31 protein-coding genes are annotated in these 26,143 nt (G+C 67.7%); 25 read left to right on the forward strand and 6 right to left on the reverse strand.

All coding sequences use genetic code 11. The features are described from left to right. Nucleotides 1–46: 46 nt before the first annotated feature. A complete protein-coding gene (gene gpmA / locus BLA15945_RS29680; protein ID WP_021164239.1) occupies nt 47–793 on the reverse strand; it encodes a 2,3-diphosphoglycerate-dependent phosphoglycerate mutase in 747 nt (248 codons plus the stop codon). A 136-nt stretch (nt 794–929) separates the two neighbouring features. Here gpmA and BLA15945_RS29685 point away from each other — a divergent pair, with 136 nt between their 5' ends. The 5 genes from BLA15945_RS29685 (at nt 930) to BLA15945_RS29705 (ending at nt 3,836) form a co-directional block, all read left to right on the forward strand. Then, nucleotides 930–1,352, forward strand: coding sequence for a rhodanese-like domain-containing protein (locus tag BLA15945_RS29685; protein WP_059233118.1), 423 nt, complete (start codon nt 930–932; stop codon nt 1,350–1,352). Beyond that, on the forward strand, nt 1,349–1,609 hold the full coding sequence (gene grxC, locus BLA15945_RS29690; RefSeq protein WP_059233119.1) for a glutaredoxin 3: 261 nt from the start codon (nt 1,349–1,351) through the stop codon (nt 1,607–1,609). Before BLA15945_RS29685 ends, grxC begins: the two co-directional genes overlap by 4 nt. A gap of 107 nt (nt 1,610–1,716) precedes the next feature. Next, complete coding sequence (gene secB, locus BLA15945_RS29695; RefSeq protein ID WP_011353285.1) at nt 1,717–2,199, forward strand: protein-export chaperone SecB; 483 nt, start codon at nt 1,717–1,719, stop codon at nt 2,197–2,199. Nucleotides 2,200–2,222: 23 nt separating this feature from the next. Further along, nucleotides 2,223–3,221, forward strand: coding sequence for an NAD(P)H-dependent glycerol-3-phosphate dehydrogenase (locus BLA15945_RS29700; protein ID WP_059233120.1), 999 nt, complete (start codon nt 2,223–2,225; stop codon nt 3,219–3,221). 90 nt (nt 3,222–3,311) lie between these two features. After that, nucleotides 3,312–3,836, forward strand: coding sequence for an O-acetyl-ADP-ribose deacetylase (locus BLA15945_RS29705; protein WP_059233121.1), 525 nt, complete (start codon nt 3,312–3,314; stop codon nt 3,834–3,836). Nucleotides 3,837–3,872: 36 nt separating this feature from the next. On the opposite strand, the gene trmL is transcribed toward BLA15945_RS29705, so the two are convergent. Together trmL and BLA15945_RS29715 are read right to left on the reverse strand one after the other, a co-directional pair. Then, a complete protein-coding gene (gene trmL, locus BLA15945_RS29710) occupies nt 3,873–4,343 on the reverse strand; it encodes a tRNA (uridine(34)/cytosine(34)/5-carboxymethylaminomethyluridine(34)-2'-O)-methyltransferase TrmL (RefSeq protein ID WP_174994085.1) in 471 nt (156 codons plus the stop codon). A 105-nt stretch (nt 4,344–4,448) separates the two neighbouring features. Next, on the reverse strand, nt 4,449–5,246 hold the full coding sequence (locus BLA15945_RS29715) for a ComF family protein (protein WP_059233123.1): 798 nt from the start codon (nt 5,244–5,246) through the stop codon (nt 4,449–4,451). Nucleotides 5,247–5,327: 81 nt separating this feature from the next. Here BLA15945_RS29715 and BLA15945_RS29720 point away from each other — a divergent pair, with 81 nt between their 5' ends. The 8 genes from BLA15945_RS29720 to BLA15945_RS29755 all read left to right on the forward strand — a co-directional run bounded on the left by BLA15945_RS29720 (nt 5,328) and on the right by BLA15945_RS29755 (nt 12,393). After that, nucleotides 5,328–6,293: a methyltransferase domain-containing protein gene (locus tag BLA15945_RS29720; RefSeq protein WP_174994086.1), complete on the forward strand. Its 966-nt coding sequence runs from the start codon at nt 5,328–5,330 to the stop codon at nt 6,291–6,293. Between the two features lie 195 nt (nt 6,294–6,488). Further along, a complete protein-coding gene (locus BLA15945_RS29725; RefSeq protein WP_059233125.1) occupies nt 6,489–7,013 on the forward strand; it encodes a DUF2244 domain-containing protein in 525 nt (174 codons plus the stop codon). Nucleotides 7,014–7,070: 57 nt separating this feature from the next. Further along, on the forward strand, nt 7,071–8,663 hold the full coding sequence (coxB, locus tag BLA15945_RS29730; protein WP_174994087.1) for a cytochrome c oxidase subunit II: 1,593 nt from the start codon (nt 7,071–7,073) through the stop codon (nt 8,661–8,663). Between the two features lie 43 nt (nt 8,664–8,706). Beyond that, on the forward strand, nt 8,707–10,314 hold the full coding sequence (ctaD, locus tag BLA15945_RS29735) for a cytochrome c oxidase subunit I (protein ID WP_021163746.1): 1,608 nt from the start codon (nt 8,707–8,709) through the stop codon (nt 10,312–10,314). An 81-nt stretch (nt 10,315–10,395) separates the two neighbouring features. Beyond that, nucleotides 10,396–10,536: a cytochrome oxidase small assembly protein gene (locus tag BLA15945_RS29740; protein ID WP_006760728.1), complete on the forward strand. Its 141-nt coding sequence runs from the start codon at nt 10,396–10,398 to the stop codon at nt 10,534–10,536. A gap of 35 nt (nt 10,537–10,571) precedes the next feature. Next, on the forward strand, nt 10,572–11,180 hold the full coding sequence (locus BLA15945_RS29745) for a cytochrome c oxidase assembly protein (RefSeq protein ID WP_059233127.1): 609 nt from the start codon (nt 10,572–10,574) through the stop codon (nt 11,178–11,180). A gap of 16 nt (nt 11,181–11,196) precedes the next feature. Further along, on the forward strand, nt 11,197–11,397 hold the full coding sequence (locus BLA15945_RS29750; protein WP_021163748.1) for a DUF2970 domain-containing protein: 201 nt from the start codon (nt 11,197–11,199) through the stop codon (nt 11,395–11,397). Nucleotides 11,398–11,535: 138 nt separating this feature from the next. Beyond that, the gene (locus BLA15945_RS29755) at nt 11,536–12,393 is read left to right on the forward strand and encodes a cytochrome c oxidase subunit 3 (RefSeq protein WP_059233128.1); all 858 of its coding nucleotides are present in this window, start codon (nt 11,536–11,538) and stop codon (nt 12,391–12,393) included. 168 nt (nt 12,394–12,561) lie between these two features. On the opposite strand, the gene BLA15945_RS29760 is transcribed toward BLA15945_RS29755, so the two are convergent. Beyond that, nucleotides 12,562–12,771 carry a twin transmembrane helix small protein gene (locus tag BLA15945_RS29760; RefSeq protein ID WP_011353273.1) on the reverse strand — a complete coding sequence of 70 codons (210 nt, stop codon included), beginning with the start codon at nt 12,769–12,771 and terminating at the stop codon, nt 12,562–12,564. Nucleotides 12,772–12,855: 84 nt separating this feature from the next. On the opposite strand from BLA15945_RS29760, the gene BLA15945_RS29765 reads away from it, so the two are divergent. From BLA15945_RS29765 to BLA15945_RS29785, 5 genes are read left to right on the forward strand one after another with little or no spacing between them, the layout of a single operon-like run. Beyond that, entirely contained in the window at nt 12,856–13,566 is a 711-nt protein-coding gene (locus BLA15945_RS29765; protein ID WP_059236599.1) for an SURF1 family protein, read from the forward strand. Between the two features lie 60 nt (nt 13,567–13,626). Further along, nucleotides 13,627–14,253 (forward strand): SCO family protein, encoded by a 627-nt coding sequence (locus tag BLA15945_RS29770; RefSeq protein ID WP_059233129.1) that lies wholly within the window; start codon nt 13,627–13,629, stop codon nt 14,251–14,253. Between the two features lie 25 nt (nt 14,254–14,278). Beyond that, complete coding sequence (locus tag BLA15945_RS29775) at nt 14,279–15,391, forward strand: COX15/CtaA family protein (protein ID WP_174994088.1); 1,113 nt, start codon at nt 14,279–14,281, stop codon at nt 15,389–15,391. A gap of 8 nt (nt 15,392–15,399) precedes the next feature. Next, nucleotides 15,400–16,302 (forward strand): heme o synthase, encoded by a 903-nt coding sequence (gene cyoE / locus BLA15945_RS29780; protein ID WP_059233131.1) that lies wholly within the window; start codon nt 15,400–15,402, stop codon nt 16,300–16,302. Nucleotides 16,303–16,320: 18 nt separating this feature from the next. After that, nucleotides 16,321–16,938, forward strand: coding sequence for an SCO family protein (locus BLA15945_RS29785; RefSeq protein WP_059233132.1), 618 nt, complete (start codon nt 16,321–16,323; stop codon nt 16,936–16,938). 137 nt (nt 16,939–17,075) lie between these two features. On the opposite strand, the gene BLA15945_RS29790 is transcribed toward BLA15945_RS29785, so the two are convergent. Continuing rightward, a complete protein-coding gene (locus BLA15945_RS29790; protein ID WP_012329263.1) occupies nt 17,076–17,366 on the reverse strand; it encodes a YciI family protein in 291 nt (96 codons plus the stop codon). A 222-nt stretch (nt 17,367–17,588) separates the two neighbouring features. Between BLA15945_RS29790 and BLA15945_RS29795 the strand changes: the two genes are divergently transcribed. Then, nucleotides 17,589–19,226, forward strand: coding sequence for a methyl-accepting chemotaxis protein (locus tag BLA15945_RS29795; protein WP_059233133.1), 1,638 nt, complete (start codon nt 17,589–17,591; stop codon nt 19,224–19,226). 205 nt (nt 19,227–19,431) lie between these two features. Beyond that, nucleotides 19,432–20,247, forward strand: a complete 816-nt coding sequence (locus BLA15945_RS29800; protein ID WP_059233134.1) for a MetQ/NlpA family ABC transporter substrate-binding protein — start codon at nt 19,432–19,434, stop codon at nt 20,245–20,247. 89 nt (nt 20,248–20,336) lie between these two features. On the opposite strand, the gene BLA15945_RS29805 is transcribed toward BLA15945_RS29800, so the two are convergent. After that, a complete protein-coding gene (locus tag BLA15945_RS29805; RefSeq protein WP_059233135.1) occupies nt 20,337–20,645 on the reverse strand; it encodes a VF_A0006 family four-cysteine protein in 309 nt (102 codons plus the stop codon). Nucleotides 20,646–20,979: 334 nt separating this feature from the next. Between BLA15945_RS29805 and BLA15945_RS29810 the strand changes: the two genes are divergently transcribed. The 5 genes from BLA15945_RS29810 (at nt 20,980) to BLA15945_RS29830 (ending at nt 26,141) form a co-directional block, all read left to right on the forward strand. Further along, nucleotides 20,980–21,945: an ABC transporter substrate-binding protein gene (locus BLA15945_RS29810; RefSeq protein WP_059233136.1), complete on the forward strand. Its 966-nt coding sequence runs from the start codon at nt 20,980–20,982 to the stop codon at nt 21,943–21,945. A 136-nt stretch (nt 21,946–22,081) separates the two neighbouring features. Next, complete coding sequence (locus BLA15945_RS29815; RefSeq protein WP_059233137.1) at nt 22,082–22,978, forward strand: ABC transporter permease; 897 nt, start codon at nt 22,082–22,084, stop codon at nt 22,976–22,978. A gap of 1 nt (nt 22,979) precedes the next feature. After that, nucleotides 22,980–23,774 carry an ABC transporter ATP-binding protein gene (locus BLA15945_RS29820; RefSeq protein ID WP_059233138.1) on the forward strand — a complete coding sequence of 265 codons (795 nt, stop codon included), beginning with the start codon at nt 22,980–22,982 and terminating at the stop codon, nt 23,772–23,774. A gap of 239 nt (nt 23,775–24,013) precedes the next feature. Beyond that, nucleotides 24,014–24,721, forward strand: a complete 708-nt coding sequence (gene imuA, locus BLA15945_RS29825) for a translesion DNA synthesis-associated protein ImuA (protein ID WP_059233139.1) — start codon at nt 24,014–24,016, stop codon at nt 24,719–24,721. Next, nucleotides 24,654–26,141, forward strand: a complete 1,488-nt coding sequence (locus BLA15945_RS29830) for a Y-family DNA polymerase (RefSeq protein ID WP_174994089.1) — start codon at nt 24,654–24,656, stop codon at nt 26,139–26,141. The genes imuA and BLA15945_RS29830 overlap by 68 nt, the downstream gene beginning before the upstream one ends. Nucleotides 26,142–26,143: the final 2 nt, after the last annotated feature.

The raw sequence follows: 26,143 nt of genomic DNA on the forward strand, positions 1-26,143 counted from the left end.
GGCCGGGCACGCCGCGCCGGACGCGGCGCGCCCGGCGCGGCGGGCGTCAGCCTGCCTTGCCCTGCTTCGCGACGGCGGCCTGCGCCTGCGCGATCGCGTCCTGGTCGCCGAGGTAATAGTGCTTGATCGGCTTCAGGTTTTCGTCGAGTTCATACACGAGCGGCACGCCGTTCGGGATGTTCAGGCCGACGATGTCGCTGTCCGAGATGCCGTCGAGGTACTTGATCAGCGCGCGCAGCGAGTTGCCGTGCGCGGCGATCAGCACCTGCTTGCCGGCGCGCACGGCTGGCGCGATCGACTCGTTCCACAGCGGCAGCACACGCGCGACCGTGTCCTTCAGGCACTCGGTGAGCGGCAGCTGCTCGCGCGGCACCTTCGCATAGCGCGGGTCGTTGAACGGCGCGCGCTCGTCGGTCGGCTCCAGTGCGGGCGGCGGCGTGTCGTAGCTGCGGCGCCACACGAGCACCTGGTCGTCGCCGAACTTCGCGGCCGTTTCCGCCTTGTTCAGGCCCGACAGCGCGCCGTAGTGGCGCTCGTTCAGGCGCCACGAATGGACGACCGGCAGGTACATCAGGTCCATCCGGTCCTGCACGTGCCACAGCGTGCGGATCGCGCGCTTGAGCACCGACGTGTACGCGATGTCGAACGTGTAGCCGGCCTCCTTGAGCAATTCGCCGGCCTGATAGGCCTCGTTGCGACCCTGTTCGGTCAGGTCGACGTCGACCCAGCCGGTGAAGCGGTTTTCCTTGTTCCACGTCGATTCGCCGTGGCGGATGAGAACGAGTTTGTACATGGATCTTGCGGTCGGTAGTGATAGGGAAGCGGGGCGCGTCGCACGGGACCCGACCGGGGCCCGCCATCGCGCAAGACGGTTATTTTATAATGGCGGGATTGTCCTCATCCGATTTCTCTTTTTCCGGCGGAATTCCGTGACGTTCTTTACCGATTACACGAACCTGGCCCTCATCGCGATCCTGGTGGTTTCTGGCGGTCTGCTGGCCTGGCCCGCACTGCGCCGCGGCCGTGGCGGCCTGTCGGCCGCAGAGGCGACGCAACTCATCAACCGCCGCAACGCGATCGTGATCGACGTGCGCGCCGCATCCGATTTCGCTGCCGGCCACCTGCCGTCGGCACGTCAGGTCGCGGCGGGCGAGATCGGCGCGAAAATTGCGCAGGTCGCGAAGAACAAGAGCACGCCGGTGTTGCTCGTCTGCCAGAACGGCCAGCAGTCGCAGAAGGCGGCGCGCGAGGTCGAGGCGGCGGGTTACGCCGAGGTGCACGTGCTCGAAGGCGGCGTGGCCGCCTGGCAGCAGGCCGGGATGCCGGTCGTCAAACAAGGAGTGGCGAAGTGAACAAGGTTTTGATGTACAGCACGCAGGTGTGTCCGTATTGCATGCAGGCCGAGCGCCTGCTGAAGCTGCGCGGTGTCGAGCAGATCGAAAAGGTGCTGATCGATCGCGATCCGGCCCGCCGCGAGGAAATGATGACGCGCACGGGGCGCCGCACGGTGCCGCAGATCTATATCGGCGACACGCACGTCGGCGGTTACGACGATCTGTCGAAGCTCGACCGTGAAGGCGGGCTCGTTACGCTTCTGCAAGCGGCCTGATTAGGGCAGAATGGCCGCCGGCCGCGCCGCGGCTTGGGCGCGCAGGAATCATCCGTGGCGGCCGGCGAGAAGCCGGGCCGCTCCGTCACCACTTTTAGGGAAACACCATGTCCGACGTCGAAAACCAACCGTTCTTCAACATCCAGCGCGTCTACCTGAAGGATATGTCGCTCGAGCAGCCGAATTCGCCGGCGATCTTCCTCGAGCAGGACATGCCGTCGGTTGAAGTCGAAGTCGACGTCAAGGCCGACCGCCTTGCGGAAAGCGTGTTCGAAGTGGTCGTGTCGGGTACCGTCACCGCGAAGGTGAAGGACAAGGTCGCGTTCCTGATCGAAGCGAAGCAGGCCGGCATTTTCGACATCCGCAACATTCCGGACGAACAGCTCGACCCGCTCGTCGGCATCGCTTGCCCGACGATCCTGTTCCCGTACCTGCGTTCGAACATCGCCGACGCGATCACGCGCGCAGGCTTCCCGCCGATCCACCTGGCGGAAATCAACTTCCAGGCGCTGTACGAGCAGCGTCTCGCGCAGCTTCAGCAGCAGGCCGGCGCCGCAGCAGGCGCGCCGAACGGCACGACGCTGAACTGACGTTTCTCGGACCGGTGCTGGGTATGAAAGTAGCCGTTCTCGGCGCCGGTGCCTGGGGCACCGCGCTCGCGGGCCATCTGGCCGCGCGGCACGATACGCTTCTGTGGGCGCGCGACGCCGCGCTCATCGCCGGGCTGCAGGCCCGGCACGAAAATTCCCGCTATCTGGACGGCATCGCGCTGCCTGACGCATTGCGCTACGACGCCGATCTCGGCGCCGCGCTCGCGCATGGCGCCGCGGACGATGCGCTGTGCGTGATCGCCGCGCCGGTGGCCGGGCTGCGCACGCTGTGTCGCGCGATGCGCGACGCAGGCTGCGTGCCCGCGCATGTCGTCTGGGTCTGCAAGGGCTTCGAAGCCGACACGCATCTGCTGCCGCACCAGGTGATCGCGGCCGAGCTGCCCGAACAGCAGAGCAACGGCGTGCTGTCGGGCCCGAGCTTCGCGCGCGAGGTCGGGCAGTCGCTGCCCGTCGCGCTGACGGTGGCGAGCCCGTCCGCCGCCTGCCGCGAGCGCACGCTCGCCGCGTTCCATCACGGCGCAATGCGCATCTATACGGGCGACGACGTGGTCGGCGTCGAGGTCGGCGGCGCGGTGAAGAACGTGCTGGCGATCGCGACCGGCATTGCCGACGGCCTCGGCCTCGGGCTGAACGCGCGCGCCGCGCTGATCACGCGCGGCCTCGCCGAAATGTCGCGGCTCGGCGTCGCGCTCGGCGGCCGCGCGGAAACCTTCACGGGCCTCACGGGCCTTGGCGACCTGATCCTCACCGCGACGGGCGACCTGTCGCGCAACCGCACGGTCGGCCTGCAACTGGCGGCCGGCCGCACGCTGAACGACATCCTCGGCGCGCTCGGCCACGTGGCCGAAGGCGTGCGCTGCGCGCAGGCCGTGCTGGCGCTCGCACGCGCGCAGTCGATCGAAATGCCGATCACCGAAGCCGTGTGCGGCGTGCTGTTCGACGGCATCGCACCGCGCGACGCGGTCAGCGGCCTGCTGCGGCGCGACGCGCGCGCCGAGTAGCGCGAACCGGCGCTCCCGTGCGGTTGCGCCGGGCGCGCGGCCCCAAAGCGGACTACGCTTGAACAGTCTCCGGCGTTCCGGGAGGGTGTCATGCTGCAGATCGGTTCCACCACGCTCGACGCGCAGGTCGTCGACATCACGACGCTCGATGTCGACGCGATCGTCAATGCCGCGAACGGCTCGCTGCTCGGCGGGGGCGGTGTCGACGGCGCAATCCATCGCGCGGCCGGCCCCGGCCTGCTCGCCGAGTGCCGCACGCTCGGCGGCTGCGACACGGGCGACGCGAAGCTCACGCGCGGCCACGGGCTGCCGGCGCGCTACGTGATTCATGCGGTCGGCCCCGTGTGGTACGGCGGCGGGCGCGGCGAGGCCGACCTGCTCGCGTCGTGCTACCGGCGGGCGATCGAGCTGGCCGAGGAGGTCGCCGCGACGTCGATCGCGTTCCCGGCAATCAGCTGCGGAATCTACCGTTATCCCGTTGAAGAGGCCGTCGGCATCGCGGTCGGCACCGTCGCCGAAATGCTGCCGCAGGCGCCGAACCTCGCACGCGTGGTGTTCGCGTGCTTTTCCCCCGACATCTACGACCTGTATCGCGCGCGGCTCACGCGAACCTGACGCATCGCGCGTTGGGGATGGCGCGCGCGGTGCGCGTCACGCGCCGCCTTCGAAGCCGGCCTGGCGCCACGCCTCGAATACGACCACGGCGACCGTGTTCGACAGGTTCAGGCTGCGGTTGTCCGGCCGCATCGGCAGGCGCACGCGCTGTTCGTTCGGAAAGCGTTCGAGCAGCTCGGCGGGCAGGCCGCGCGTCTCCGAGCCGAACACGAACCAGTCGCCGGGCAGGAACGCGTGATCGTGGAAGCGGCCCGAGCCGCGTGTCGTGAACGCGAACATCCGCGCGGGATCGGGCGATTCGGACGTGACGAACGCATCCCAGTCGCGGTGCACGCGCATCTGCGCGTACTCGTGATAGTCGAGGCCGGCGCGGCGCATCCGCGCGTCGTCGAGCGGGAAGCCGAGCGGTTCGATCAGGTGCAGGTGCGCGCCCGTGTTGGCGCACAGGCGGATCACGTTGCCGGTGTTCGGCGGAATTTCGGGGGCGACGAGGACGACGTTGAACATGTTTCGGTTTGGCTGGGCCGGCCGGGGCGGCGCAACGTGCGCGTTCCCGGCCGGCCGGTTCGTGACGGCCAAGGCCGCGTTGGCGCGGCCGGCCTCTGTATCTAATTAATCCCTGGCGGTGCGCAGCGCAACCAGATTCGTCACGCGCGCGGCGCCCGCCGCCTTCAGCGCGTGCGCAGCGGCCGCGAGCGTCGCGCCGGACGTCATCACGTCGTCGACGAGCGCGACGTGGCGGCCGGCGACGTCACCGGCAACCGCGAACGCCGCCATCACGTTGTCGCGCCGGGCCTGCCGGTCGAGCCGCGACTGCGGCGCGGTGTGGGCGACGCGCGCGAGCAGGGCCGCGTCCGCGCGCACGTCGAGCCGGCGCGCGAGCGGACGTGCAATCGCCCACGCCTGGTTGTAGCCGCGCGCCACGAGCCGCCGGTGCGACAGCGGCACCGGCGCGACCAGGTCGAAACGGCCCGCGCCGCGCGTATCGTCGACCCGCCGCGCGAGCCGGGCGGCGAATTCGGCGCCGAGCGCGAGCCGCGCATGAAACTTCAGGCCGCGTGCCAGCCCGTCGAGCGGCGCGCGGTAATCCGCGAGCGCGAGCGTCGCATCGAATGGCGGCGGGGCGGTGCGGCACGCGTCGCACCGGTACGCGGCCGCTTGGCGGGCGCCGGTCCGGCCGCCACCGCGCGAACGTGCCTGCCCGATGCCCAGCGGCAGCGCGCAGACATCGCAGCGCAATCGCGCTTCATTCCAGTACGCGGCGTCGCAAGCATCGCACATCACGGCGTGTGACAAATTGCCGCACAGTGCGCAGCGATTCGGCAGCGCGACCGCGGCGACCTTCGCCGCGAGCAGGCGAACCTGCGACAAAACGACGCGCATCGTGCGCTCGGCGGAACTGCGGATCATCGCAACACTCCTGCCACCCCGCCTCAATGAAGCTTCCGGGGCGAGCGAGTATACTTCGGGCTCTTCGCCAGTGTGCCCGACATGTCCCCAGCTTCGACTTCCACCGGCCGTCCGGCCAATGACGCCAGGCGCCTGCGGCGGATCTTCGACCGCCGTGCCGCCACGTTCGACGCGGTCGCGTTCCTGCCGCGCGAGATCGCGCAGCGGATGAACGAGCGTCTCGAATACATCAAGGTGAGCCCCACGGCCGTGCTCGACGCGGGCTGCGGCCCGGGCGACGACCTGCCGGCGCTGCGTGCGCGCTTTCCGGAAGCCCCCGTGTTCGGCGTCGACCTGTCCGGCGCGATGCTCGCGCGGGCCGGTCAGCGCGAGGTCGAGCAGACCAACTGGCGCCGCTGGCTGCCGGCGTCGCTCGGTCGCGCGCTGGGCCAGCGCGGCCCGCGCGTCGCGCAGGCCGACTTCGCCGCGCTGCCGTTCCCGGGCAGCGCGTTCGACCTGATCTGGTCGAATCTCGCCCTCCACTGGCATTCGCGCCCCGACGCGGTGCTGCCCGAATGGCAGCGCGTGCTGCGCGTGAACGGCCTGCTGATGTTCAGCACGCTCGGCCCCGACACGCTGCGCGAGCTGCGCGCGGCCTGCGCGGACGCCGAAGCGGCGCTGGGCATGGCATCGCCGGCCGCGCGCGTGATCGATTTCGTCGACATGCACGACCTCGGCGACATGCTCGTCGAGAGCGGCTTCGAGATTCCCGTGATGGATCAGGAAGTGCTGACCGTCACCTACAAATCCCCCGATTCCCTGCTGGCCGACGTGCGCCGCTGGGGCGCCTATCCGTTCGAGCGCACGGCGCCGCAGCACGCGACGCGGCGCTTTCGCACGGCGCTCGGCGACGCGCTGGAGGCGCGCCGGCACGCGGACGGCACGATTCCGCTGACATTCGAGGTGATCTACGGCCACGCATGGAAGGCCGTACCGCGCACGACGGCCGAAGGGCACGGGATCGTGCGCATCGAGGATATCGGCAAGGGGCGTCCGAAGAATCGGTAAGGCGGTAAAGAGGGGTTTTGTTATGTCTGAAATTAGCGGCGCAAAGCGGGGTCGAATTGGCGCCTGAAATGGCCGGAAAGCTTGTCGCGCTTGGCTTGCGGGGCGATAGGCGCTTGCTTGTGGATGCCATTGAACCCGCCTATAATGCGTCAGCTTGTCGTCCCGGGGTCCCCGCAATACGGGGCGACGAGTCCGATGCAGGCATGCATCGCATGCCATTCGCGTGAGGCGGCGATGGAAGCAGCGAGGGTTTTGGCGGAGACGACGAACGGCGAGCCGGTCCTCGAAGACTGGCTGATGAAACGCAACTGTTCGGTGTCGCCACGCCAGTTCGTGCTGTTTTACGCGTCGCTCGCGGGCTTCTCGCTGGTGATCGCGACGTTGCTGATGTGGAGAGGGGCCTGGCTCGTCATGCCCTTTACCGGAATCGAGTTGCTGGCGGTGGGTGTCGCATTTGCGGTCTATGCTCGCCATGCGGTCGATTACGAGCGCATCAGGCTGTTTCCGCATCGGCTCGTGATCGAGCGAATGGATGCGGAGCGGCTCACGCAGATCGAATTCAACCCGCGCTGGGTGCGGGTCGAGCCGGGTGCGACGCCACGCGATCCGATTCGACTGGTATCGCGCGGGCAGACCGTCGTAATCGGGCAGCATCTCGCGCAGTACAAGCGTGCGCAGTTCGCCGACGAACTGCGCGTGTCGCTCAGGCGCTGCGGCTGACGAGGCGCGGGCACCGGCCGGAAACAGGCCGGCGACTTGCGACGGGGGAGGGTTTGAATGGAAATTTTGGGTAAGGATGCTATGAAAACAATCAAGCGAGCCCTCGCGGGCGTGCTGGCATGCAGCGGATTGCTCTTTGCCGGCGCGGCCCTGGCGGTCGGTGATAGCCCGGGCGGCCCCCGTGTCAACGAGATCAACTTTCAGCCGCCTGTCACGAAGATCGCCGAGGAGCTCTACGATCTCCACACGATGATGCTGATCCTGTGTACGGTGATCTTCGTCGGCGTGTTCGGCGTGATGTTCTATTCGATCTTCGCGCACCGCAAATCCAAAGGCCACAAGGCCGCCAATTTCCATGAAAGCACGACCGTCGAGATCATCTGGACGATCGTGCCGTTCGTCATCGTCGTGCTGATGGCGCTGCCGGCGACGAAGGCCGTCGTCGCGATGAAGGACACGACGAACGCCGATCTCACGATCAAGGTCACCGGCTACCAGTGGAAGTGGGGCTACGACTACGTGAAGGGCCCGGGCGAGGGCATCGGTTTCCTGTCGACGCTGACCACGCCGCGTGACGAAGTGATGGGCAAGAAGCCGATCACCGACACCTATCTGCAGGAAGTCGACAACCCGCTCGTCGTGCCGGTCAACAAGAAGATCCGCATCATCACGACCGCGAACGACGTCGTCCACTCGTGGTACGTGCCCGCGTTCGGCGTGAAGCAGGATGCGATCCCCGGCTTCGTGCGCGACACGTGGTTCAAGGCCGACAAGGTCGGCACGTTCCGCGGTTTCTGTACCGAGCTGTGCGGCAAGGAACACGCGTACATGCCGGTCGTCGTCGAAGTGCTGTCGGAAGACGACTACGCGAAGTGGGTCACGGCGCAGAAGGCCAAGCTGGCCAGCGCGGCGGTCGATCCGAACAAGGTCTACACGATGGCTGAACTCGTCGCGCACGGCGAGGAAGTCTACAAGGCGAACTGCGCGGCCTGCCACCAGGTGAGCGGCAAGGGCCTCGGCGCATTCCCGGCCATGGACGGCAGCCCGATCGTGAACGGCCCGATCGCCGGCCACGTCGAGCGCGTGCTGCATGGCAAGGGCGCGATGCCGTCGTGGGCGTCGCTGTCGGACCTCGACATCGCTTCGGTCATCACGTACGAACGCAACTCGTGGGGCAACCACAAGAACGACCTGCTGCAGCCGAAGCAAGTGGCTGACGCACGCAACGGCAAGATGCCGGAAGACACGGCAGGCGCGGCAGCGGCACCGGCGGAAGCGGCTTCGGCACCGGCGCAAGCCGCGTCGGGCGCCGCCGAGCAGCCGGCAGCCGCAGCGGCCGCGCTGTCGACGATCTACTTCGAAACGGGCAAGAGCGTGCTGCCGGCCGACGCGAAAGCGGCGATCGCCGCCGCGGCCGACTATGCGAAGGCACATCCGGACGCGAAGCTCGCGCTGTCGGGCTTCACCGACAAGACGGGCTCGGCCGACGCAAACGCCGAACTGGCGAAGCATCGTGCACAGGCCGTGCGCGATGCGCTGAAGGCAGCAGGCGTGGCGGAAGACCACATCATCATGAAAAAGCCGGAAACGATCACGGGCGGGGCTGACGCTAAGGAAGCCCGGCGTGTCGAGATCGGTCCGGCGGCTTGACGTGTCGCTGAGTTAGTCGACGTATTCGCATTAGGAGATTCTCATGTCTAGCATCGGGCACGACGTAGCCGCGGACCACGCGCACGACGACCACGCGCACGAAATGCCGCACGGCTGGCGTCGCTGGCTGTTCGCCACCAACCACAAGGACATCGGTACGCTGTACCTGTTGTTCTCGTTCATCATGTTCCTGTCGGGCGGCGTGATGGCGCTCGGCATCCGTGCCGAGCTGTTCGAGCCGGGCCTGCAGATCATGCGTCCGGAGTTCTTCAACGAACTCACGACGATGCACGGTCTGATCATGGTGTTCGGCGCGATCATGCCGGCGTTCGTCGGCTTCGCGAACTGGATGATTCCGCTGCAGATCGGCGCATCCGACATGGCGTTCGCGCGGATGAACAACTTCAGCTTCTGGCTGCTGCCGGTCGCGGCCGTGCTGCTGGTCGGCTCGTTCTTCGCGCCGGGCGGCGCGACGGCTGCCGGCTGGACGCTGTACGCACCGCTGTCGACGCAGATGGGCCCGGGCATGGACTTCGCGATCTTCGCGGTCCACATCATGGGTGCCTCGTCGATCATGGGCGGGATCAACATCGTCGTGACGATCCTGAACATGCGCGCACCGGGCATGACGCTGATGAAGATGCCGATGTTCGCATGGACGTGGCTGATCACGGCGTACCTGCTGATCGCGGTGATGCCGGTTCTGGCAGGCGCGATCACGATGGTGCTGTTCGACCGCCACTTCGGCACGTCGTTCTTCAACGCGGCAGGCGGCGGCGACCCGGTGATGTACCAGCACATCTTCTGGTTCTTCGGCCACCCCGAGGTGTACATCATGATTCTGCCGGCGTTCGGGATCGTGTCGCAGGTGATCCCGGCGTTCGCACGCAAGACGCTGTTCGGCTATAGCTCGATGGTGTACGCAACGGCATCGATCGCGATCCTGTCGTTCATGGTCTGGGCGCACCACATGTTCGCAACGGGCATGCCGGTCACCGGCCAGCTGTTCTTCATGTACGCGACGATGCTGATCGCGGTGCCGACGGGCGTGAAGGTGTTCAACTGGCTCGCGACGATGTGGCGCGGCTCGATGACGTTCGAAACCCCGATGCTGTTCGCGATCGGCTTCCTGTTCGTGTTCACGTTCGGCGGCCTGACGGGCCTGATGCTCGCGATGGCACCGCTCGACATCCAGTATCACGGTACCTACTTCGTGGTGGCGCACTTCCACTACGTGCTGGTGGCCGGGTCATTGTTTGCGCTGTTCTCGGGCTGGTACTACTGGGCGCCGAAATGGACGGGCTGGATGTACAACGAGACGCGCGGCAAGATCCACTTCTGGGCGTCGATGATCTTCTTCAACCTGACGTTCTTCCCGATGCACTTCGTCGGTCTCGCGGGCATGCCGCGCCGCTATGCGGACTACCCGGCGCAGTTCACGGACTTCAACCAGGTCGCGACGATCGGTGCATTCGGCTTCGGCCTCGCACAGGTGTACTTCCTGTTCGCAGTTGCGCTGCCGGCCTACCGTGGCGGCGGCGAGCTGGAAAAGGCGTCGGACAAGCCGTGGGATGGCGCGACGGGTCTCGAGTGGACGGTGCCGAGCCCGGCTCCCTTCCACACGTTCGAGCAACCGCCGCACGTCGAGTAAGTTTCACCCAGCGTTCCGCCGCTGCCTGCCGTGCAGGCAGGCAGCGGCGGGCGCGGAATCGAGATTTCAGCGAAGTTTCAGATGAACCGGAATCCACAAGAAAGACGAACGCCCGAGCAGATTCGCGCGGGCAACAAGCGGCTCGGCCTCATCCTGCTCGTCATCGCCGCCGTTTTCTTTGTGGGTGTCGTGATCAAGCAGTGGTGGCTGTCCACTCACTGATGCAGTAACTGACGCAGTAGCGAGGAAGTTGTCGTATGTCGAAGCCGGAAGAGGGCGCGGTCGATCGCGCGTTCAATCGTTCGATGCTGGTGAAGCTCTTCGTCGTGGCCGGGCTGATGTTCGGTTTCGGCTTCGCGCTGATCCCGATGTATCGGGCGATCTGCCAGATCACCGGCATCAACAACCTGGTGCAGCGCGACGTCAGCGAGCGCGAGGTGAAGAACTCGCAGGTCGACACCAGCCGTACGGTGTCGGTCGAGTTCGATGCGAACGCGCGCGGGCCGCTCGGCTTCAAGCCGGAGCACAACAGCCTCGACGTGCATCCGGGCGAACTGACGACGATCGTGTACGACGTGACGAACGGGCAGGGCCGGCCGGTCGTGGCGCAGGCGATTCCGAGCTACGCGCCGAAGCAGGCGACGGAGTTTTTCAAGAAGATCGAGTGTTTTTGCTTCACGCAGCAGACGCTGGCCGCGAACGAGTCGCGCAAGATGCCGGTGGTGTTCGTGATCGATCCGAAACTGCCGAAGGATGTGAAGACGATCACGCTGTCGTACACGTTCTTCGAGCTGAATACGCCGGCCACGCCGGCGCCGGCGCAGCGGAGTACCGCGGCGCAGGGCGCGGCGAAGCCGGACGCATGACGACGGAGGCGGGGCGATGACGGAGGTCAAGCGGGGCGGATCGTTCGGCCAGGCGCTGAAAGCCGTGCTGTGGTCGTTCTTCGGGGTGCGCAAGCGGCGCGACCTGGAGGCCGACGCGACGCAGCTGAATCCGCTGCACGTGCTGATCGTCGCGTTGCTCGCGGCCGGCGTGTTCATCGGCGTGCTGATCCTGATCGTGCGTGCCGTCGTGGGTTAAGGCCCGCGGCCACGAAAGAATGCAGTGCGCAGCGCCACGGCGCTGCGTGCAGGAAAGAGCGGGTGCAGTCGTGCCGCGCAAGAAATAAAGCCGGAGCGGTTTCCGGTACACAAATTGGACAGAAGTGGAGAATCAAGCATGAGCGGTCAAAACCAGACCCCGTACTATTTCGTGCCGCATCCGTCGCACCATCCGATCAGTGCAGCCATCGGCCTGCTGGTCATGCTCGGATCGGCGGCGCTGTGGATCAACGGTCACGACTGGGCGCCGTTTACGGCGCTGCTCGGCCTGCTGTGGTTGCTCTTCACGCTGTATCACTGGTTCGGCGACGCGATCGCCGAATCGGAAGGCGGTCATTACGGCAAGAACGTCGACAAGTCGTACCGCTGGAGCATGAGCTGGTTCATCTTCTCGGAAGTGATGTTCTTCGGCGCGTTCTTCGGCGCGCTGTTCTATGCGCGTGAAATCGCGCTGCACCAGCTCGGCAGCCTCGACTACAAGCTGATCTGGCCGGACTTCTCCGCCGTGTGGCCGAACGAAGGTCCCGCTGCGCTCGCCGGTCACTTCAAGACGATGGGTCCGTGGCCGATCCCGACGCTGAACACCGCGTTCCTGCTGTCGTCGGGCGTGACGCTGACGATCTCGCACCATGCGCTGCGCGACGATCATCGCAAGAAGGCGATCGCCTGGCTGGCCGCGACGCTCGCGTTCGGTATCTGCTTCCTGTTCCTGCAGGGCTTCGAGTACTACCACGCGTACAACGAACTGAACCTGACGCTGAACTCGGGCGTGTACGGTTCGACGTTCTTCCTGCTGACGGGCTTCCACGGTTTCCACGTGTTCCTCGGCGGCACGATGCTCGCGGTGGTGCTGGTGCGGATGATCCGCGGCCACTTCAAGCCCGATCATCACTTCGCATTCGAAGGCGCCGCGTGGTACTGGCACTTCGTCGACGTCGTCTGGCTCGGCCTGTACGTCGTCGTCTACTGGCTGTAAATGGAAAAACGGCCCGCGCAGCAATGCGCGGGCCGTTTTCATTGGTGTCGCGACCGTGAGGCTGCGGGCGATACCACCCTGGCGCCGCCGCGACTCAGTCAGGCGGCGCTTTTGCTTGGTGGCGCGGCCGTGCGGCGAAATGTCACAGCGGCGGATGCGGGAGAGGCATCAACGCCCGATCGGCAGGCCGGTCGAATGGATCCAGCCCATCCAGTTCGCGATCAGGATGAGCAGGAACAGCGACACCGACAGCCCGACGCGGGTGGCGAGCGACCAGACCATGCGCTTCGTGTGGCCGCGGTCGTGCATCATGAAGTAGAGCGCCGAGCCCATGCTGGCAATGATGAGGACGAAGGCGATGGGAACGAGTATGTGCATGACACGAACCGGACGACGGCAATTCGGAAGGAAGAGGATAATTATCGCACTTCGCTTTCGCGCATGTGCCGGGCGGGCCGCATGATGAAGATCCGCTGGCTGCCCGCGCTCCTGATCCTCGTCGTCGTCGCCGTCACGATCAGGCTCGGGTTCTGGCAGCGCGACCGCGCGCACCAGAAGGAAGCGCTGCAGGCGAGCATCGCGCGCTACGAGCAGGCGGTGCCTGTCGACGTCGGCGCGCAGCCGATGCCGCTCGCGTCGATCGAGTTTCATCGCGTGCGGGCCAAGGGCCGATTCCTGCCCGAGCAGGCGGTGTTCCTCGACAATCGGCCGTATAACGACCAGCCGGGTTTTTACGTCGTGATGCCGTTTAAACTCACGGGCGGCGGTGTCGTGCTCGTGAATCGAGGCTGGCTGCCGCGCAATATTTCCGATCGCACGGCGATCGAGCCGTTCGCGACGCCGGCGGGTGACGTCGAGATCGTCGGCATCGCGCGCGCCGATGCATCGCGTGCGTTCGAGCTGGGCGAGGGCGGGTCGGCCGCGCATCAGAAGATCCGGCAGAACCTGGACGTCGCCGAGTATGCGAAGGAAACGGGGCTGCCGCTGCAGCCGTTCGTGATCCAGCAGACCAGCGACGACGGCGACAAGCTCGTGCGCGACTGGCCGGCGGCAACGACCGGCGTCGAGCGCAATTACGGTTACATGTTTCAGTGGTGGGCGATGGCCGCGGCCGCGCTCGGCTTCGGCCTGTACGCCGCGCGGCGTGCGGCGAAGAAGTCGGCCGGCGCGTGAGTGCCATGCCAGGACGCGGCGCCGGCGCCGCGGGTTCGTTTCGAGAGGTCTGATTTGTCCATGCAATCTTCCCGTCAGGGTCCGGCCGCTGCGCCGATCTCGCCGGCGGCCCGCAAGCGCGGCCGCTGGATGCTCGTGCTGCTGGGTCTCGTGTGCGCCGCGCCGATGATCGCGTCGTACTTCACCTATTACGTGATCAAGCCGAAGGGCGGGTCGACCAACTACGGCACGCTGATCGAGCCGCAGCGCCCGATCCCGGCCGGTCTGCAGGTGACCGACGAGACCGGCAAGACCGTGCCGCTGTCGTCGCTGCGCGGCGTATGGCTGTTCGTGATGACCGATCGCAGTGCGTGCGACGACGCATGCGCGCAGAAGCTCTATTTCATGCGCCAGATCCGCGTCACGCAGGCCGGCGAGCGGCACCGGATCACGATGGTGTGGCTGCGCAGCGATGCGGGCGCGACGCCTCAGAAGGTGCTCGACGCGTATCCGGACACGCGTCGGCTCGTCGCCGATCCGGCCGCCGTGGCCGCATGGCTGCCGGCCGACGCCGGCACGAAGGACAGCGACCACATCTACATGGTCGACCCGAACGGCAACCTGATGATGCGTTTTCCGAAAGACCCGAATCCCAGCAAGATCAAGTCGGACGTGACGAAGCTGCTGAAGTGGTCGAGCATCGGTTAAGGCGAGAGAGCGAGGCACCATTCCGATGTCGTATCTACTGCAACTCGGCCTGATCGGCTTCTGCATCGCGCTGCTGCCGCTGTCGTACGTGTGGGTGAAGGCCGACGACGACAAGTTCCGCAAGCTCGTGTGGATCACCACGTTCCTGACGCTCGACCTCGTGATGTTCGGCGGTTTCACGCGGCTGACCGATTCGGGGCTCGGCTGCCCGGACTGGCCCGGCTGCTACGGCACGTCGTCGCCGTTCATCGCGCATGCCGCGATCTCGGCCGCGCACCAGGCGATGCCGACAGGGCCCGTCAGCATGACGAAGGCGTGGATCGAAATGATCCACCGCTATTTCGCGATGGCGATCGGCGTGCTGATCATCGCGCAGGTCGTGATCGCATGGGCCGCGCGGCTGCGCCGCCGCCCGCTGCACGTGTCGCCGTGGTGGCCGACGAGTTTGCTGCTGCTGATCCTCGTGCAGGGCGCATTCGGCGCATGGACGGTCACGATGAAGCTGCAGCCGGTGATCGTCACGATCCACCTGCTGCTCGGCCTCACGCTGCTCGGTACGCTCGGCTGGCTCGCGGCGCGGCAGACGCCGCTGCCGTCGTATGACCCGGAGGCGGGGCGCTTCCGGGCGGCCGCGCTCGCGGCGCTCGTGCTGCTGGTCGTGCAGATCGCGCTCGGCGGCTGGGTGAGCACCAACTACGCAGTGCTCGCGTGTACCGACTTCCCGACCTGCAACGGCCAGTGGATCCCGCCGATGGACTTCCAGCACGGCTTCCATCTGTGGCGCGCGCTCGGGATGACGAAGGACGGCGACGCGATCACGCAGGATGCGCTGGTCGCGATCCACTGGACGCACCGCACGTTCGCGTTCGTCGTGGTCGCGTACCTGGTCGCGTTCGCGCTGAAGATGCGCCGCTTCGAGTCGCTGCGGCGGCCCGCGAACGGCGTGCTGCTGGTCGTGCTGCTGCAGTTCGTGACGGGCCTGACCAACATCGTGCTGCAGTGGCCGCTGCCGGTCGCCGTCGCGCACAACGGCGGGGCCGCGATCCTGCTGCTGCTCGTCGTCATGTTAAACTTTCGCATCCTTTCAAGCCGCCCCGGCCGTGTCGCGCAGCCTGCGCGCGACGCCGCCCCGGCGTGACCGTCCCCATGCAAAGCACCCTCTCCCAATCGCCCGGTAGCCGCTTCTCCCAGTACATGGCGCTGACGAAGCCGCGTGTCACGCAGCTCGCAGTGTTCTGCGCGGTGATCGGCATGTTCCTCGCGACGCCGGGCATGGTGCCGTGGCATGTGCTGATCGGCGGCACGGTCGGCATCTGGCTGCTGGCCGGCGCCGCGTTCGCGATCAACTGCCTCGTCGAACAGAAGATCGACGCGATGATGCGCCGCACCGCGTGGCGCCCGTCCGCGCGCGGCGAGATCACGACGCCGCAGATCCTGCTGTTCTCGGCCGTGCTCGGCAGTGTCGGCGCATGGACGCTCTATACGTTCACGAACCCGCTGACGATGTGGCTGACGATCGCGACGTTCGTCGGCTACGCGGTGATCTATACGCTGCTGCTCAAGCCGATGACGCCGCAGAACATCGTGATCGGCGGCGCGTCGGGCGCGATGCCGCCGGCGCTCGGCTGGGCCGCGGTCACCGGCGCGGTGCCGGGCGATGCGTGGATCCTCGTGCTGATCATCTTCGTGTGGACGCCGCCGCATTTCTGGGTGCTCGCGCTGTATCGCCGCAAGGATTACGAGAACGCGGGGCTGCCGATGCTGCCCGTCACGCACGGCGAGAAATTCACGCGGCTGCACATCCTGCTGTATACGGTGATCCTGTTCGCGGTCACGATGATGCCGTTCATCTCCGGGATGAGCGGGGCCGTCTACCTGACGAGCGCGGTGCTGCTCGGCGCGGTGTTCTTCGCGTATGCGTGGAAGATCTACCGCGACTATTCGGATGAACTCGCCCGCAAGGCCTTCCGCTACTCGATCGTCTACCTGTCGCTGCTGTTCGCCGCGCTGCTCGTCGATCACTATGCACGCCCGCTGCTCGGCGTATAACCGCACGGTTTGAACGCAATGCTCCAATCAAGGTTCGGGCGCCGCGCGCGCCAAGGCTGGATGCTCGCGTGCGCATTCACGGCAGCGCTGCTGCTCGCCGGATGCGACAACGCGCCGAAATTCCAGAATCTCGACATCACCGGCAACACGCAGTTCGGCAGCGACTTCTCGCTGCCCGACACGACCGGCAAGGTCCGCACGCTCGGCGATTTCAAGGGCAAGGCCGTCGTGATGTTCTTCGGCTATACGCACTGCCCGGACGTGTGCCCGACCACGATGGCCGAGCTGTCCGAAGCGCTGAAGCAGCTTGGGCCCGACGCGGCGAAGCGCGTGCAGGTGCTGTTCGTCACCGTCGATCCGGAGCGTGACACGCCGGCGCTGCTCGGCCAGTACGTGCCCGCGTTCGACCCGTCGTTCATCGGCCTGCGGCCGGCCGACGAAGCGGCGCTGAAGAAGGTCACGAAGGATTTCCGCGTGTACTACGCGAAGGTGCCCGGCAAGACGCCCGGCAGCTACACGATGGATCACACGGCCGCGAGCTACGTGTTCGACCGCGACGGCAAGCTGCGCCTGTTCGTGCGCGACGGCCAGGGCCCCGCCCCGTGGGTCCACGACCTGAAGCTGCTGGTCGACTGACCGGCCGCCGCCGGGCGCCCGGCCCGGCGTTTCACGTGACGGCCAATCTGCGCCGTCACGCTTCCCCCTTACCGTTGTCTGCATGCGCGGCCCGCCGGCGGCGCGTCTGCCTGCGCGCGTGATGCGCAGCTGTCGCGTTACGGCAGCGCCGGCACGTTGAAGCCGGACGCGGCGCGCGTGATCCGGAATTCGGTCACGCGGTACGTGGCGAGCCCTTCGGTGACGAACGGGTCGGTCTCGAGGATCGCGTCGAGTGCGTCGCGATCGATGCGGGCCGCGAGGATCACGCCGCCTTCGCGCGGCACTTTCGGCCCCGCGGCGATGAAGATGCCCTTGTCGAACTGCGGCTGCAGATACGCGCGGTGGCGTTCGAGCGCGTCGTCGATGCGCTCGAGCGACGCGGTGTAGTGGATGTCGATGACGTACATGGATGGCCCTGGAATGACGCCGGCGCGTGGCGCGCCGGTCAGCCGGTCTTTGTAGCACAGCGGATCGGGGCTGTCGCGCCGGCGCGGCCCGCCGGCCGCCCGTTCGTCGCACCGTCGCGTATTCAAGTTGTAAGCCTCGATGCCGTAAATAAAAGGGCAACCGTTTGCGCGGGACAGGCCGTTCGCGCGCATCGGCGCAACGACATCGACAGAGGCACGCAGATGAGCAGAATGAGTTTGAACCGCAAGCTGTGGCTCGCGCTTGCGCTGGTATGGATCGGTCTCCTGGGCGTCGGCGCATGGAGCGCGTACGAGACGCGCGCGACGATGCTGGACGAGCGCAAGGCCGGCATCGCCAATCTCGTCGACTCGGCGGCCGGCATCGTGAAGGCGTATCACGCGCTCGCGCAGAGCGGCACGTTGCCCGAGGCCGACGCGAAGCGCGACGCGCTCGCGAGTCTCGCCGCGATGCGCTACGGCGATTCGGGCTACGTGTTCGTGATGGACTCGAAGCCGGTCGTGCTGATGCACCCGACGCTGCCGAAGCTCGTCAACACGCAGGTCGGCGACTATCTCGATCCGGACGGCAAGCCGCTGTTCGTGACGATCCTGAACGCGGCGAAGGCGACCGGCAGCGGCTTCGCCGAATATCGCGGGCGGCTGCCGCACAGCGAGACGGCCGTGCCGAAGATCGGCTACGTCACGCGGTTCGCGCCGTGGGACTGGAACATCTCGAGCGGCGTGTTCCTGAAGGACATCGACACCATCTACTACCGGACGCTGCTCGGCCACCTCGCGGTGGTGTTCGTGATCGGCTTCGTGATTAGCGCGGCGATGCTGGTGATCATCCGCAACGTGCGCGGCAGCCTCGGCGGCGAGCCCGACGAAGCGGCCGCGCTCGCGGCGCGCATCGCGCAGGGTGACCTGACGCAGCCGGTGCCGGTGCGCGCGGGCGATCGCACGAGCATGATGGCCGCGATGCACGACATGCAGGCGCGGTTGCAGGCGACGATCGGCGGGATCCGCCAGTCGGCCGAATCGATCGCGTCGGCGAGCCGCCAGATCTCGGCCGGCAACGACGACCTGTCGCAGCGCACCGAGGAGCAGGCCGCGTCGCTCGAGGAAACGGCCGCGAGCATGGAGCAGCTGACCGCAACGGTGAAGCAGAACGCGGACAACGCGCGGCAGGCGAGCGGGCTCGCGAACAACGCGTCGGACATCGCGCGCACCGGGAGCGACGTCGTGAACCGCGTGATCGGCACGATGGGCGAGATCGACGACAGTTCGCGCAAGATCGCCGACATCATCGGCGTGATCGAGGGCATCGCATTCCAGACCAACATCCTCGCGCTGAACGCGGCGGTCGAGGCCGCGCGCGCGGGCGAGCAGGGCCGCGGCTTCGCGGTGGTCGCGGGCGAGGTGCGCTCGCTCGCGCAGCGCAGCGCGACGGCCGCGAAGGAGATCCGCGAGCTGATCGTCGCCTCGGTCGAGCGCGTGCGCAACGGCTCGACGCTGGTCGGCCAGGCCGGCACGACGATGGGCGAGATCCTGCAGGCCGTCGCGCGCGTGACCGACATCATGGGCGAGATCGCGGCCGCGTCCGAGGAGCAGGCGAGCGGCATCACGCAGGTCGGGCGCGCGGTCACGCAGATGGACCAGGTGACGCAGCAGAACGCGGCGCTCGTCGAGGAAGCCGCGGCGGCGGCCGCGTCGTTGCAGGAACAGGCCGCGCGGCTGCGCGATGCGATCGGCGCGTTCCGGGTCAACGACACCGGCGGACTGGCGTCGCGCCGGGCCGGCGCGCGGGTGGCCGAACCCGCGTTCGGCGCGAAGGCGGCTGATGAGGCGGTGGCGATGTGACGCGCGCCGGCCGGGGCGCGACTCGTTTGAAATGCAACTAACGGCCAAGTCGCGTCACGGCCGCCAGCACCGCTGCGGTGCATACCCATATGAGCGGGATGTATTTCACTTCCCGCCGATCCTGTGACACCATTTGCCCCTTCCTGCGAGTCGGGGCTTACCCGTATCGCGCCCCATTTCCAGTAAGCAAGAAAGCGAGAAACAGATGAAGCGTCGCAGTCTCCTGAAGGTATTTTCCGTGCTGGCCACCGGCGCAGCGCTGACGCTGTCGGCAGGCGCGCACGCCGAAGACAAGGTGATCAAGGTCGGCACGGTCGCCGGCCCGGATTCGGAAGTGTGGCAGCTCGTGCAGAAGGTCGCGAAGGAGAAGGAAGGCCTGAACGTGAAGGTCATCGAGTTCAACGACTACGTGCAGCCGAACGCGGCGCTCGACTCGGGCGACCTCGACGCGAACAGCTTCCAGCACCAGCCCTACCTCGACAGCCAGGTGAAGCAGCGCGGCTACAAGATCGTCAGCGCGGGGCTGACCTACATCTCGCCGATCGGCGTGTACTCGAAGAAGATCAAGGCGCTGAAGGACCTGCCGCAAGGCGCGAAGCTCGCGGTGCCGAACGATCCGTCGAACGAGAACCGCGCGCTGCTGCTGCTGCAGACGCAAGGCGTGATCAAGCTGAAGGCGGGCGCGGGCACGGGCGGCAACAACGCGACGGTGCTCGACATCGCCGAGAACCCGAAGAAGCTGAAGATCTCCGAACTCGACGCCGCGCAACTGCCGCGCGTGCTGTCGGACGTCGACGCCGCCGTGATCAACACGAACTACGCGCTGGCCGCGAATCTGCAGCCGACCAAGGACGCGATCGCGCTCGAAGCGCTGACGAGCCCGTATGCGAACCTGATCGCCGTGCGCGCGAAGGACAAGGATCAGCCGTGGGTGAAGAAGCTGGTCAAGGCGTACCAGTCGCCGGAAGTGAAGGAGTTCATCAAGAAGCAGTTCAAGGGCTCGATGGTCGCGTCGTTCTGAACGCCGCCTACCGGCCGGACCGCTGAACGAAAAGGGCCTGCATCGCGCAGGCCCTTTTTCTTTGGCGCGCGGTATCGATCAGCGCCCGTTCACATCTCGCCGCGCCGCGAGCAGATCGACATGATCTGCTGGATCGCGTAGTTGTCGCGCACGCCCGGCAGCGATTGCACGACGCACTCGTGAAAGCGCCGTTCGCGCGGCAGGAGCATCGCGTTGTTGCGGTACAGCGCGTCGCACGAGCGCTGGATCAGCTGCGCCGCCGCGCCGTTGCGGCTTTCGCGCAGCGCATTGAGCATGCAGTTGTCGTATTGCTCGCTGCCGTCGGTCAGCGCGAATGCCGCACCCGGCAGCGCCAGCGCGACAGTGGCGAATGCGACGGCTCGGATCCCCCGTTTCATCTGCCCTCCGATGGAGTGGATTGGGTCGGCCGACAGCATAACGTAAAGCCACGAGCTCGGCTGACGCGTTGGCACGATGCGTGCCGAAGCCGCCGCCGGACGGGCCTTGCACGCGGTCGCCGGGGGGCGGCGCGTGCCGCGATCCGGCGTGCCGGGCGAAAGCGCGGAGTCAGGCGGTGGTCTGCGGAAATGGTATCCTCGTGCGTTCGCCGCTGCACGCTTTCCCGGAGCGTGCGCGGGCCGATCGCCGGCGTGTCGCACGCGCGGCGGCGCCCGCCCGACGGCGGCGGGAATCCATTATCCAGAACCGACACAATACGGGGGAGACTCACCCATGAAGCGATTCAAGACTTTCGCGATCCGTTCGATCACGGCCGGCGTGGCCGCACTCGCGCTGGCAGGCGCCGCGCAGGCACAGACCGTCAAGGTGCTGTCGATCGTCGATCATCCGGCGCTCGATGCGATCCGCGACGGCGTGCGCGCCGAACTGAAGGCGGAAGGTTACGGCGACGACAAGCTCAAGTGGGAATACCAGAGCGCGCAGGGCAACACGGGCACGGCCGCGCAGATCGCACGCAAGTTCGTCGGCGACAAGCCCGATGTGATCGTCGCAATCGCGACGCCGGCCGCGCAGTCGGTCGTCGCCGCGACGAAGAGCGTGCCGGTCGTCTATTCGGGCGTCACCGATCCGGTTGCCGCGCAGCTCGTGAAGGGCTGGGCCCCGTCGGGTTCCAACGTGACGGGCGTGTCCGACAAGCTGCCGCTCGATCGCCAGGTCGCGCTGATCAAGCGCGTCGTGCCGAATGCGAAGACGGTCGGCATGGTCTACAACCCGGGCGAAGCGAATTCGGTCGTCGTCGTGAAGGAGCTCAAGGAGATCCTCGCGAAGCAGGGCATGACGCTGAAGGAAGCGGCCGCACCGCGTACCGTCGACATCGGCCCGGCCGCGAAGAGCCTGATCGGCAAGGTCGACGTGATCTACACGAACACCGACAACAACGTCGTGTCCGCGTACGAAGCGCTCGTGAAGGTCGCGAACGAAGCGAAGATCCCGCTCGTCGCCGGCGACACCGACAGCGTGAAGCGCGGCGGCATCGCGGCGCTCGGCATCAACTACGGCGACCTCGGCCGCCAGACGGGCAAGGTCGTCGCGCGCATCCTGAAGGGCGAGAAGCCGGGCGCGATCGCGTCGGAGACGAGCAGCAACCTCGAACTGTTCGTGAACACGGGCGCGGCCGCGAAGCAGGGCGTCACGCTGGCACCGGATCTCGTGAAGGAAGCGAAGACGGTCATCAAGTAAGCGGCGCGACCGCCGCGCTTGCAGGCCCGATCCGGGCCTGGACGACATCGCCGGACGGGCGGTTCCCACCCGGAGCCGCCCGTTCGCTTCGCCCGGCCGTACACGTCCGGCCGGGAAGCAACAGGATTTCCCCATCATGTCTCTGTTCTCGTTTCTGGGCGCACTGGAGATCGGCCTGATCTTCAGTCTCGTCGCCCTCGGGGTGCTGATCTCGTTTCGCATCCTCAACTTCCCCGACCTCACCGTCGACGGCAGCTTTCCGCTCGGCGGCGCCGTTGCGGCGACGCTGATCTCGGCCGGCTACGACCCGTTCACGTCGACGCTGATCGCGATCGTCGCGGGCGCGGTGGCCGGCTTCATCACCGGCTGGCTGAACGTGCGCCTGAAGATCATGGATCTGCTCGCCAGTATCCTGATGATGATCGCGCTCTACTCGGTGAACCTGCGGATCATGGGCCGGCCGAACGTGCCGCTGATCACCGAGCCGACGCTGTTCACCGTGCTGCAGCCCGACTGGATGCCCGACTACGTGCTGCGTCCGGCGCTGCTCGCGATCGTCGTCGTGATCGCGAAGCTCGGCCTCGACTGGTTCTTCTCGTCGCAGCTCGGCCTCGCGATGCGCGCGACCGGCGCGAACCCGCGGATGGCGCGTGCGCAAGGCATCGCGACCGGCCGCGCGACGCTCGCCGGGATGGCGCTGTCGAACGCGCTCGTCGCGCTCGCGGGCGCGCTGTTCGCGCAGACGCAGGGCGGCTCGGACATCTCGATGGGGATCGGCACGATCGTGATCGGGCTGGCCGCCGTGATCATCGGCGAGACGCTGCTGCCCGCGCGCCGGCTGGTGCTGACGACGCTCGCGGTCGTGCTCGGCGCGATCGTCTACCGCTTCTTCATCGCGCTCGCGCTGAACAGCGAATTCATCGGCCTGAAGGCGCAGGACCTGAACCTCGTGACGGCCGCGCTCGTCACGATCGCGCTGGTGCTGCCGGCGACGCGCAAGAAGCTGTTCGCGCGCAAGAACGGAGGGGCATGACATGCTGTCCGCACAAGATCTCAAACTCACGTTCAATCCCGGCACGCCGATCGAGACGCGCGCGCTGCGCGGGCTGTCGCTCGAGATTCCCGACGGCCAGTTCGTCGCGGTGATCGGCTCGAACGGCGCCGGCAAGTCGACCTTCCTCAATGCGGTCAGCGGCGATCAGCGCGTCGATTCGGGACGTATCGCGATCGACGGCACGGATGTGACGCGCAAGGCCGCGTGGGACCGCGCGCACCTCGTCGCGCGCGTGTTCCAGGATCCGATGGCAGGCACCTGCGAGGCGCTGACGATCGAGGAGAACATGGCGCTCGCGATGGCGCGCGGCGTGCGGCGCGGTTTCCGTGCCGCGCTCGACCGGCCGTCGCGCGAGCTGTTCCGCGACAAGTTGCGGCTGCTGAACCTTGGCCTCGAGAACCGGCTGACCGACCGGATCGGGCTGCTGTCCGGCGGCCAGCGGCAGGCCGTGAGCCTGTTGATGGCGTCGCTGCGGCCGTCGCGGATCCTGCTGCTCGACGAGCACACGGCCGCGCTCGACCCGAAGACGGCCGCGTTCGTGCTGGAGCTGACCGCGCGCATCGTCGCCGAGAGCAAGCTGACGACGATGATGGTCACGCACAGCATGCGGCAGGCGCTCGACTACGGCGACCGTACGGTAATGCTGCACCAGGGGCAGGTCGTGCTCGACGTGTCGGGCGACGCGCGCAAGGGCCTCGACGTGCCGGACCTGCTGCAGATGTTCGAGAAGGTGCGTCACGAGCAGCTCGACGACGACGCGCTGCTGCTCGGCTGACGGGCGGCAGGCGGGCCGGCGCGGTGCGGGGTGCCGCATCGTGCCGGTTTGCCGGCGGGGTGGTGTGCCGGCCCGCCGGGCGACACGATCCGGCCACGCCCGCTCCGGCGCGGCGTAACATGACGGCCGCGCCGGCTATCCCGTCGTTTTTCCTCTGACGAAAACCGGTTACGCACCGGTGCTGTGCGACGCGGGCGCATTGCCATATACTGTATATCCATACAGTTGTGGGTGGCGTCATGCTCGCATCCTCCATTTCTCCCGAATCCCTTCATCCGTCGCTCTGGCGCGGCTCGCAGCTCGCGCGCGGCGGCCCGCGCACGATCGAGACCGGCTTCGCGCCGCTGTCGGCCGAGCTGCCGGGCGGCGGCTGGCCGGTCGGCGGGCTCGTCGAACTGCTGGCCGCGCAGCCGGGCTGCGGCGAGATGCGGCTGCTCGCGCCCGCGCTTGCCCGCACCGTCAGCGCCCGGCGTCCGCTCGCGCTCGTCGCGCCGCCGCAATCGCCGCATGCAACCGCGCTCGCCAGCCTCGGGGTGCCGGCCGACGCGCTGCTGTGGTTGCGCGCCGGCAGCCGTACGGATGCGCTGTGGGCCGCCGAGCAGGCGCTCAGAACCGGCTGTTGCGGCGCGCTGCTGCTCTGGCAGGACGCGCGGCCCGATGCGCTGCGGCGCCTGCATCTCGCGGCCGCGCGCACGGGCGACACGCTGTTCGTGATGCTGCGCCCGCTGTCGGCCGCGCGGCAGCCGTCGCCCGCGGTGTTGCGCGTCGCGCTGTATCCCGTGCCGGGCGGCGTGTCGCTCGACATCGTCAAGCGTCGCGGGCCCGCGCGCAGCGAGCCGCTCGTGCTCGACCTGCCGTCGCCCATCGTGGAGAGCCGCTATGCGCGTCTTGCTCGGCATCCATCTGCCGCGCCTGCCGCTCGACGTGTGCGCCCCGCCGCCGTCTGACGCAGCGGCCGGCGGCGCGGGCTGCGCGGTGCTCGAGCAGGGTGTCGTGCTGATCGCCGATGCGGCCGCGCAGCGGCAGGGCGTGCGCGCGGGCATGAAGCGCGGCGGCGTGCTCACACTTGCGCCCGAGACGCAGCTCGTCGAACGCGATCCCGCGCGCGAGGCCGATGCGCTGCGCGCGGTCGCGCTCGCGTTGCTGCGATTCTCGCCGTGCGTCGCCCTCGACGACGAAGCCACGCTGCTCGTCGACGTCGGTCCGAGCCTGCGCCTGTTCGGCGGCCTGCCGTCGCTGTGCCGCCAGGTGCGCGCGACGCTCGCGGCGCTCGGCTATGCGGCGCGTCTGTCCGCCGCGCCGACCGGAGGCGGCGCGTGGCTGCTCGCGCGCACGTCGGCGCGGGCGCGCATCCGGCGCCGCGTCGCGCGCACGGCTTCGCTCGTCCGCTCGCTCGACCGGCTGCCCTGCGTGCTGCTGCCCGATGCGCGTCCGTATGCGGGCTGGTTCGACGGCCTCGGCTGCCGCACGCTCGCCGATCTGCGCGGCCTGCCGCGCGCGGGGCTGCAGCGCCGTTGCGGCCCCGCGCTGCTGGCCGCGCTCGATCGCGCGTACGGCGACGCGGTCGAGCCGCTGGCGTGGATGGCGGTGCCGCCCGTGTTCGACGTGCGGCTCGAATTGCCGGAGCGCGTCGAATACGCGGAAGCCGTGCTGTTCGCCGCGCGCCGGCTCGTCGTTCAGCTCTGCGGCTGGCTGGCTGCGCGGCAGCTGTCGCTGGCCGCGATGACGTTCGATCTCGAGCACGAGCGCGGCCGCCAGGCCGTGCCGCCGACGCCGCTCGAGCTCGCATTCGCCGCGCCGGTGCGCGACGAGGTGCACTTCATGCGGCTGCTCGGCGAGCGGCTCGCACGCGTCGAGTTGCCGGCGGCGGTGATCGCGGTGCGCCTGAAGGCGACGCGCGTCGAATCGGTCGCGCCACCAGCCGACGATCTTTTCCCCGAGCCGGGCGGCACGCGCGAGACGCGTGCGCGGCTGTTCGAATTGCTGGTCGCGCGACTCGGCGCGGAGAACGTATTGCGTGCGGTGCCGGTTGCCGATCACCGGCCCGAGGCCGCGAACCGCTGGCTGCCGCTCGATGCGCAGGCCGGCAAGCCGGCCGGCGGGCCGCCCGCGGTGCCGCCGAGGCCCGTATGGTTGCTGGCCGAGCCGCTGCCGCTGCTGATGCGCGGGGAGCGGCCGGTATTTCATACGCCGCTCAGGATGATGTCGTCGGCGGAGCGGATCGAGGCCGGTTGGTTCGATGGCCAGCTCGCCGCACGCGATTATCACGTCGCGCAGGACGAAGCCGGTGCGTGCTATTGGGTGTTCAGGGAGCGGGCGGGGAGCGAGTCCGAGCCGCACTGGTTCCTGCACGGCTTGTTCGGGTGAAC

This window comes from Burkholderia arboris, from assembly GCF_902499125.1.
Lineage (GTDB): Bacteria > Pseudomonadota > Gammaproteobacteria > Burkholderiales > Burkholderiaceae > Burkholderia > Burkholderia arboris.

Coding starts and splice junctions, on each gene's coding strand:
- BLA15945_RS29725 (WP_059233125.1), top strand. CDS start 6,489: ATGCAGGCATGCATCGCATGCCATTCGCGTGAGGCGGCGATGGAAGCA.
- BLA15945_RS29740 (WP_006760728.1), top strand. CDS start 10,396: ATGAACCGGAATCCACAAGAAAGACGAACGCCCGAGCAGATTCGCGCG.
- secB (WP_011353285.1), top strand. CDS start 1,717: ATGTCCGACGTCGAAAACCAACCGTTCTTCAACATCCAGCGCGTCTAC.
- BLA15945_RS29820 (WP_059233138.1), top strand. CDS start 22,980: ATGCTGTCCGCACAAGATCTCAAACTCACGTTCAATCCCGGCACGCCG.
- BLA15945_RS29715 (WP_059233123.1), bottom strand. CDS start 5,246: ATGATCCGCAGTTCCGCCGAGCGCACGATGCGCGTCGTTTTGTCGCAG.
- BLA15945_RS29830 (WP_174994089.1), top strand. CDS start 24,654: ATGCGCGTCTTGCTCGGCATCCATCTGCCGCGCCTGCCGCTCGACGTG.
- BLA15945_RS29760 (WP_011353273.1), bottom strand. CDS start 12,771: ATGCACATACTCGTTCCCATCGCCTTCGTCCTCATCATTGCCAGCATG.
- BLA15945_RS29775 (WP_174994088.1), top strand. CDS start 14,279: ATGTCGTATCTACTGCAACTCGGCCTGATCGGCTTCTGCATCGCGCTG.
- BLA15945_RS29765 (WP_059236599.1), top strand. CDS start 12,856: ATGAAGATCCGCTGGCTGCCCGCGCTCCTGATCCTCGTCGTCGTCGCC.
- BLA15945_RS29750 (WP_021163748.1), top strand. CDS start 11,197: ATGACGGAGGTCAAGCGGGGCGGATCGTTCGGCCAGGCGCTGAAAGCC.
- trmL (WP_174994085.1), bottom strand. CDS start 4,343: ATGTTCAACGTCGTCCTCGTCGCCCCCGAAATTCCGCCGAACACCGGC.
- BLA15945_RS29705 (WP_059233121.1), top strand. CDS start 3,312: ATGCTGCAGATCGGTTCCACCACGCTCGACGCGCAGGTCGTCGACATC.
- BLA15945_RS29815 (WP_059233137.1), top strand. CDS start 22,082: ATGTCTCTGTTCTCGTTTCTGGGCGCACTGGAGATCGGCCTGATCTTC.
- BLA15945_RS29770 (WP_059233129.1), top strand. CDS start 13,627: ATGCAATCTTCCCGTCAGGGTCCGGCCGCTGCGCCGATCTCGCCGGCG.
- BLA15945_RS29745 (WP_059233127.1), top strand. CDS start 10,572: ATGTCGAAGCCGGAAGAGGGCGCGGTCGATCGCGCGTTCAATCGTTCG.
- BLA15945_RS29805 (WP_059233135.1), bottom strand. CDS start 20,645: ATGAAACGGGGGATCCGAGCCGTCGCATTCGCCACTGTCGCGCTGGCG.
- ctaD (WP_021163746.1), top strand. CDS start 8,707: ATGTCTAGCATCGGGCACGACGTAGCCGCGGACCACGCGCACGACGAC.
- BLA15945_RS29785 (WP_059233132.1), top strand. CDS start 16,321: ATGCTCCAATCAAGGTTCGGGCGCCGCGCGCGCCAAGGCTGGATGCTC.
- coxB (WP_174994087.1), top strand. CDS start 7,071: ATGGAAATTTTGGGTAAGGATGCTATGAAAACAATCAAGCGAGCCCTC.
- imuA (WP_059233139.1), top strand. CDS start 24,014: ATGCTCGCATCCTCCATTTCTCCCGAATCCCTTCATCCGTCGCTCTGG.
- cyoE (WP_059233131.1), top strand. CDS start 15,400: ATGCAAAGCACCCTCTCCCAATCGCCCGGTAGCCGCTTCTCCCAGTAC.
- gpmA (WP_021164239.1), bottom strand. CDS start 793: ATGTACAAACTCGTTCTCATCCGCCACGGCGAATCGACGTGGAACAAG.
- BLA15945_RS29720 (WP_174994086.1), top strand. CDS start 5,328: ATGTCCCCAGCTTCGACTTCCACCGGCCGTCCGGCCAATGACGCCAGG.
- BLA15945_RS29810 (WP_059233136.1), top strand. CDS start 20,980: ATGAAGCGATTCAAGACTTTCGCGATCCGTTCGATCACGGCCGGCGTG.
- BLA15945_RS29800 (WP_059233134.1), top strand. CDS start 19,432: ATGAAGCGTCGCAGTCTCCTGAAGGTATTTTCCGTGCTGGCCACCGGC.
- BLA15945_RS29795 (WP_059233133.1), top strand. CDS start 17,589: ATGAGCAGAATGAGTTTGAACCGCAAGCTGTGGCTCGCGCTTGCGCTG.
- BLA15945_RS29790 (WP_012329263.1), bottom strand. CDS start 17,366: ATGTACGTCATCGACATCCACTACACCGCGTCGCTCGAGCGCATCGAC.
- BLA15945_RS29700 (WP_059233120.1), top strand. CDS start 2,223: ATGAAAGTAGCCGTTCTCGGCGCCGGTGCCTGGGGCACCGCGCTCGCG.
- BLA15945_RS29755 (WP_059233128.1), top strand. CDS start 11,536: ATGAGCGGTCAAAACCAGACCCCGTACTATTTCGTGCCGCATCCGTCG.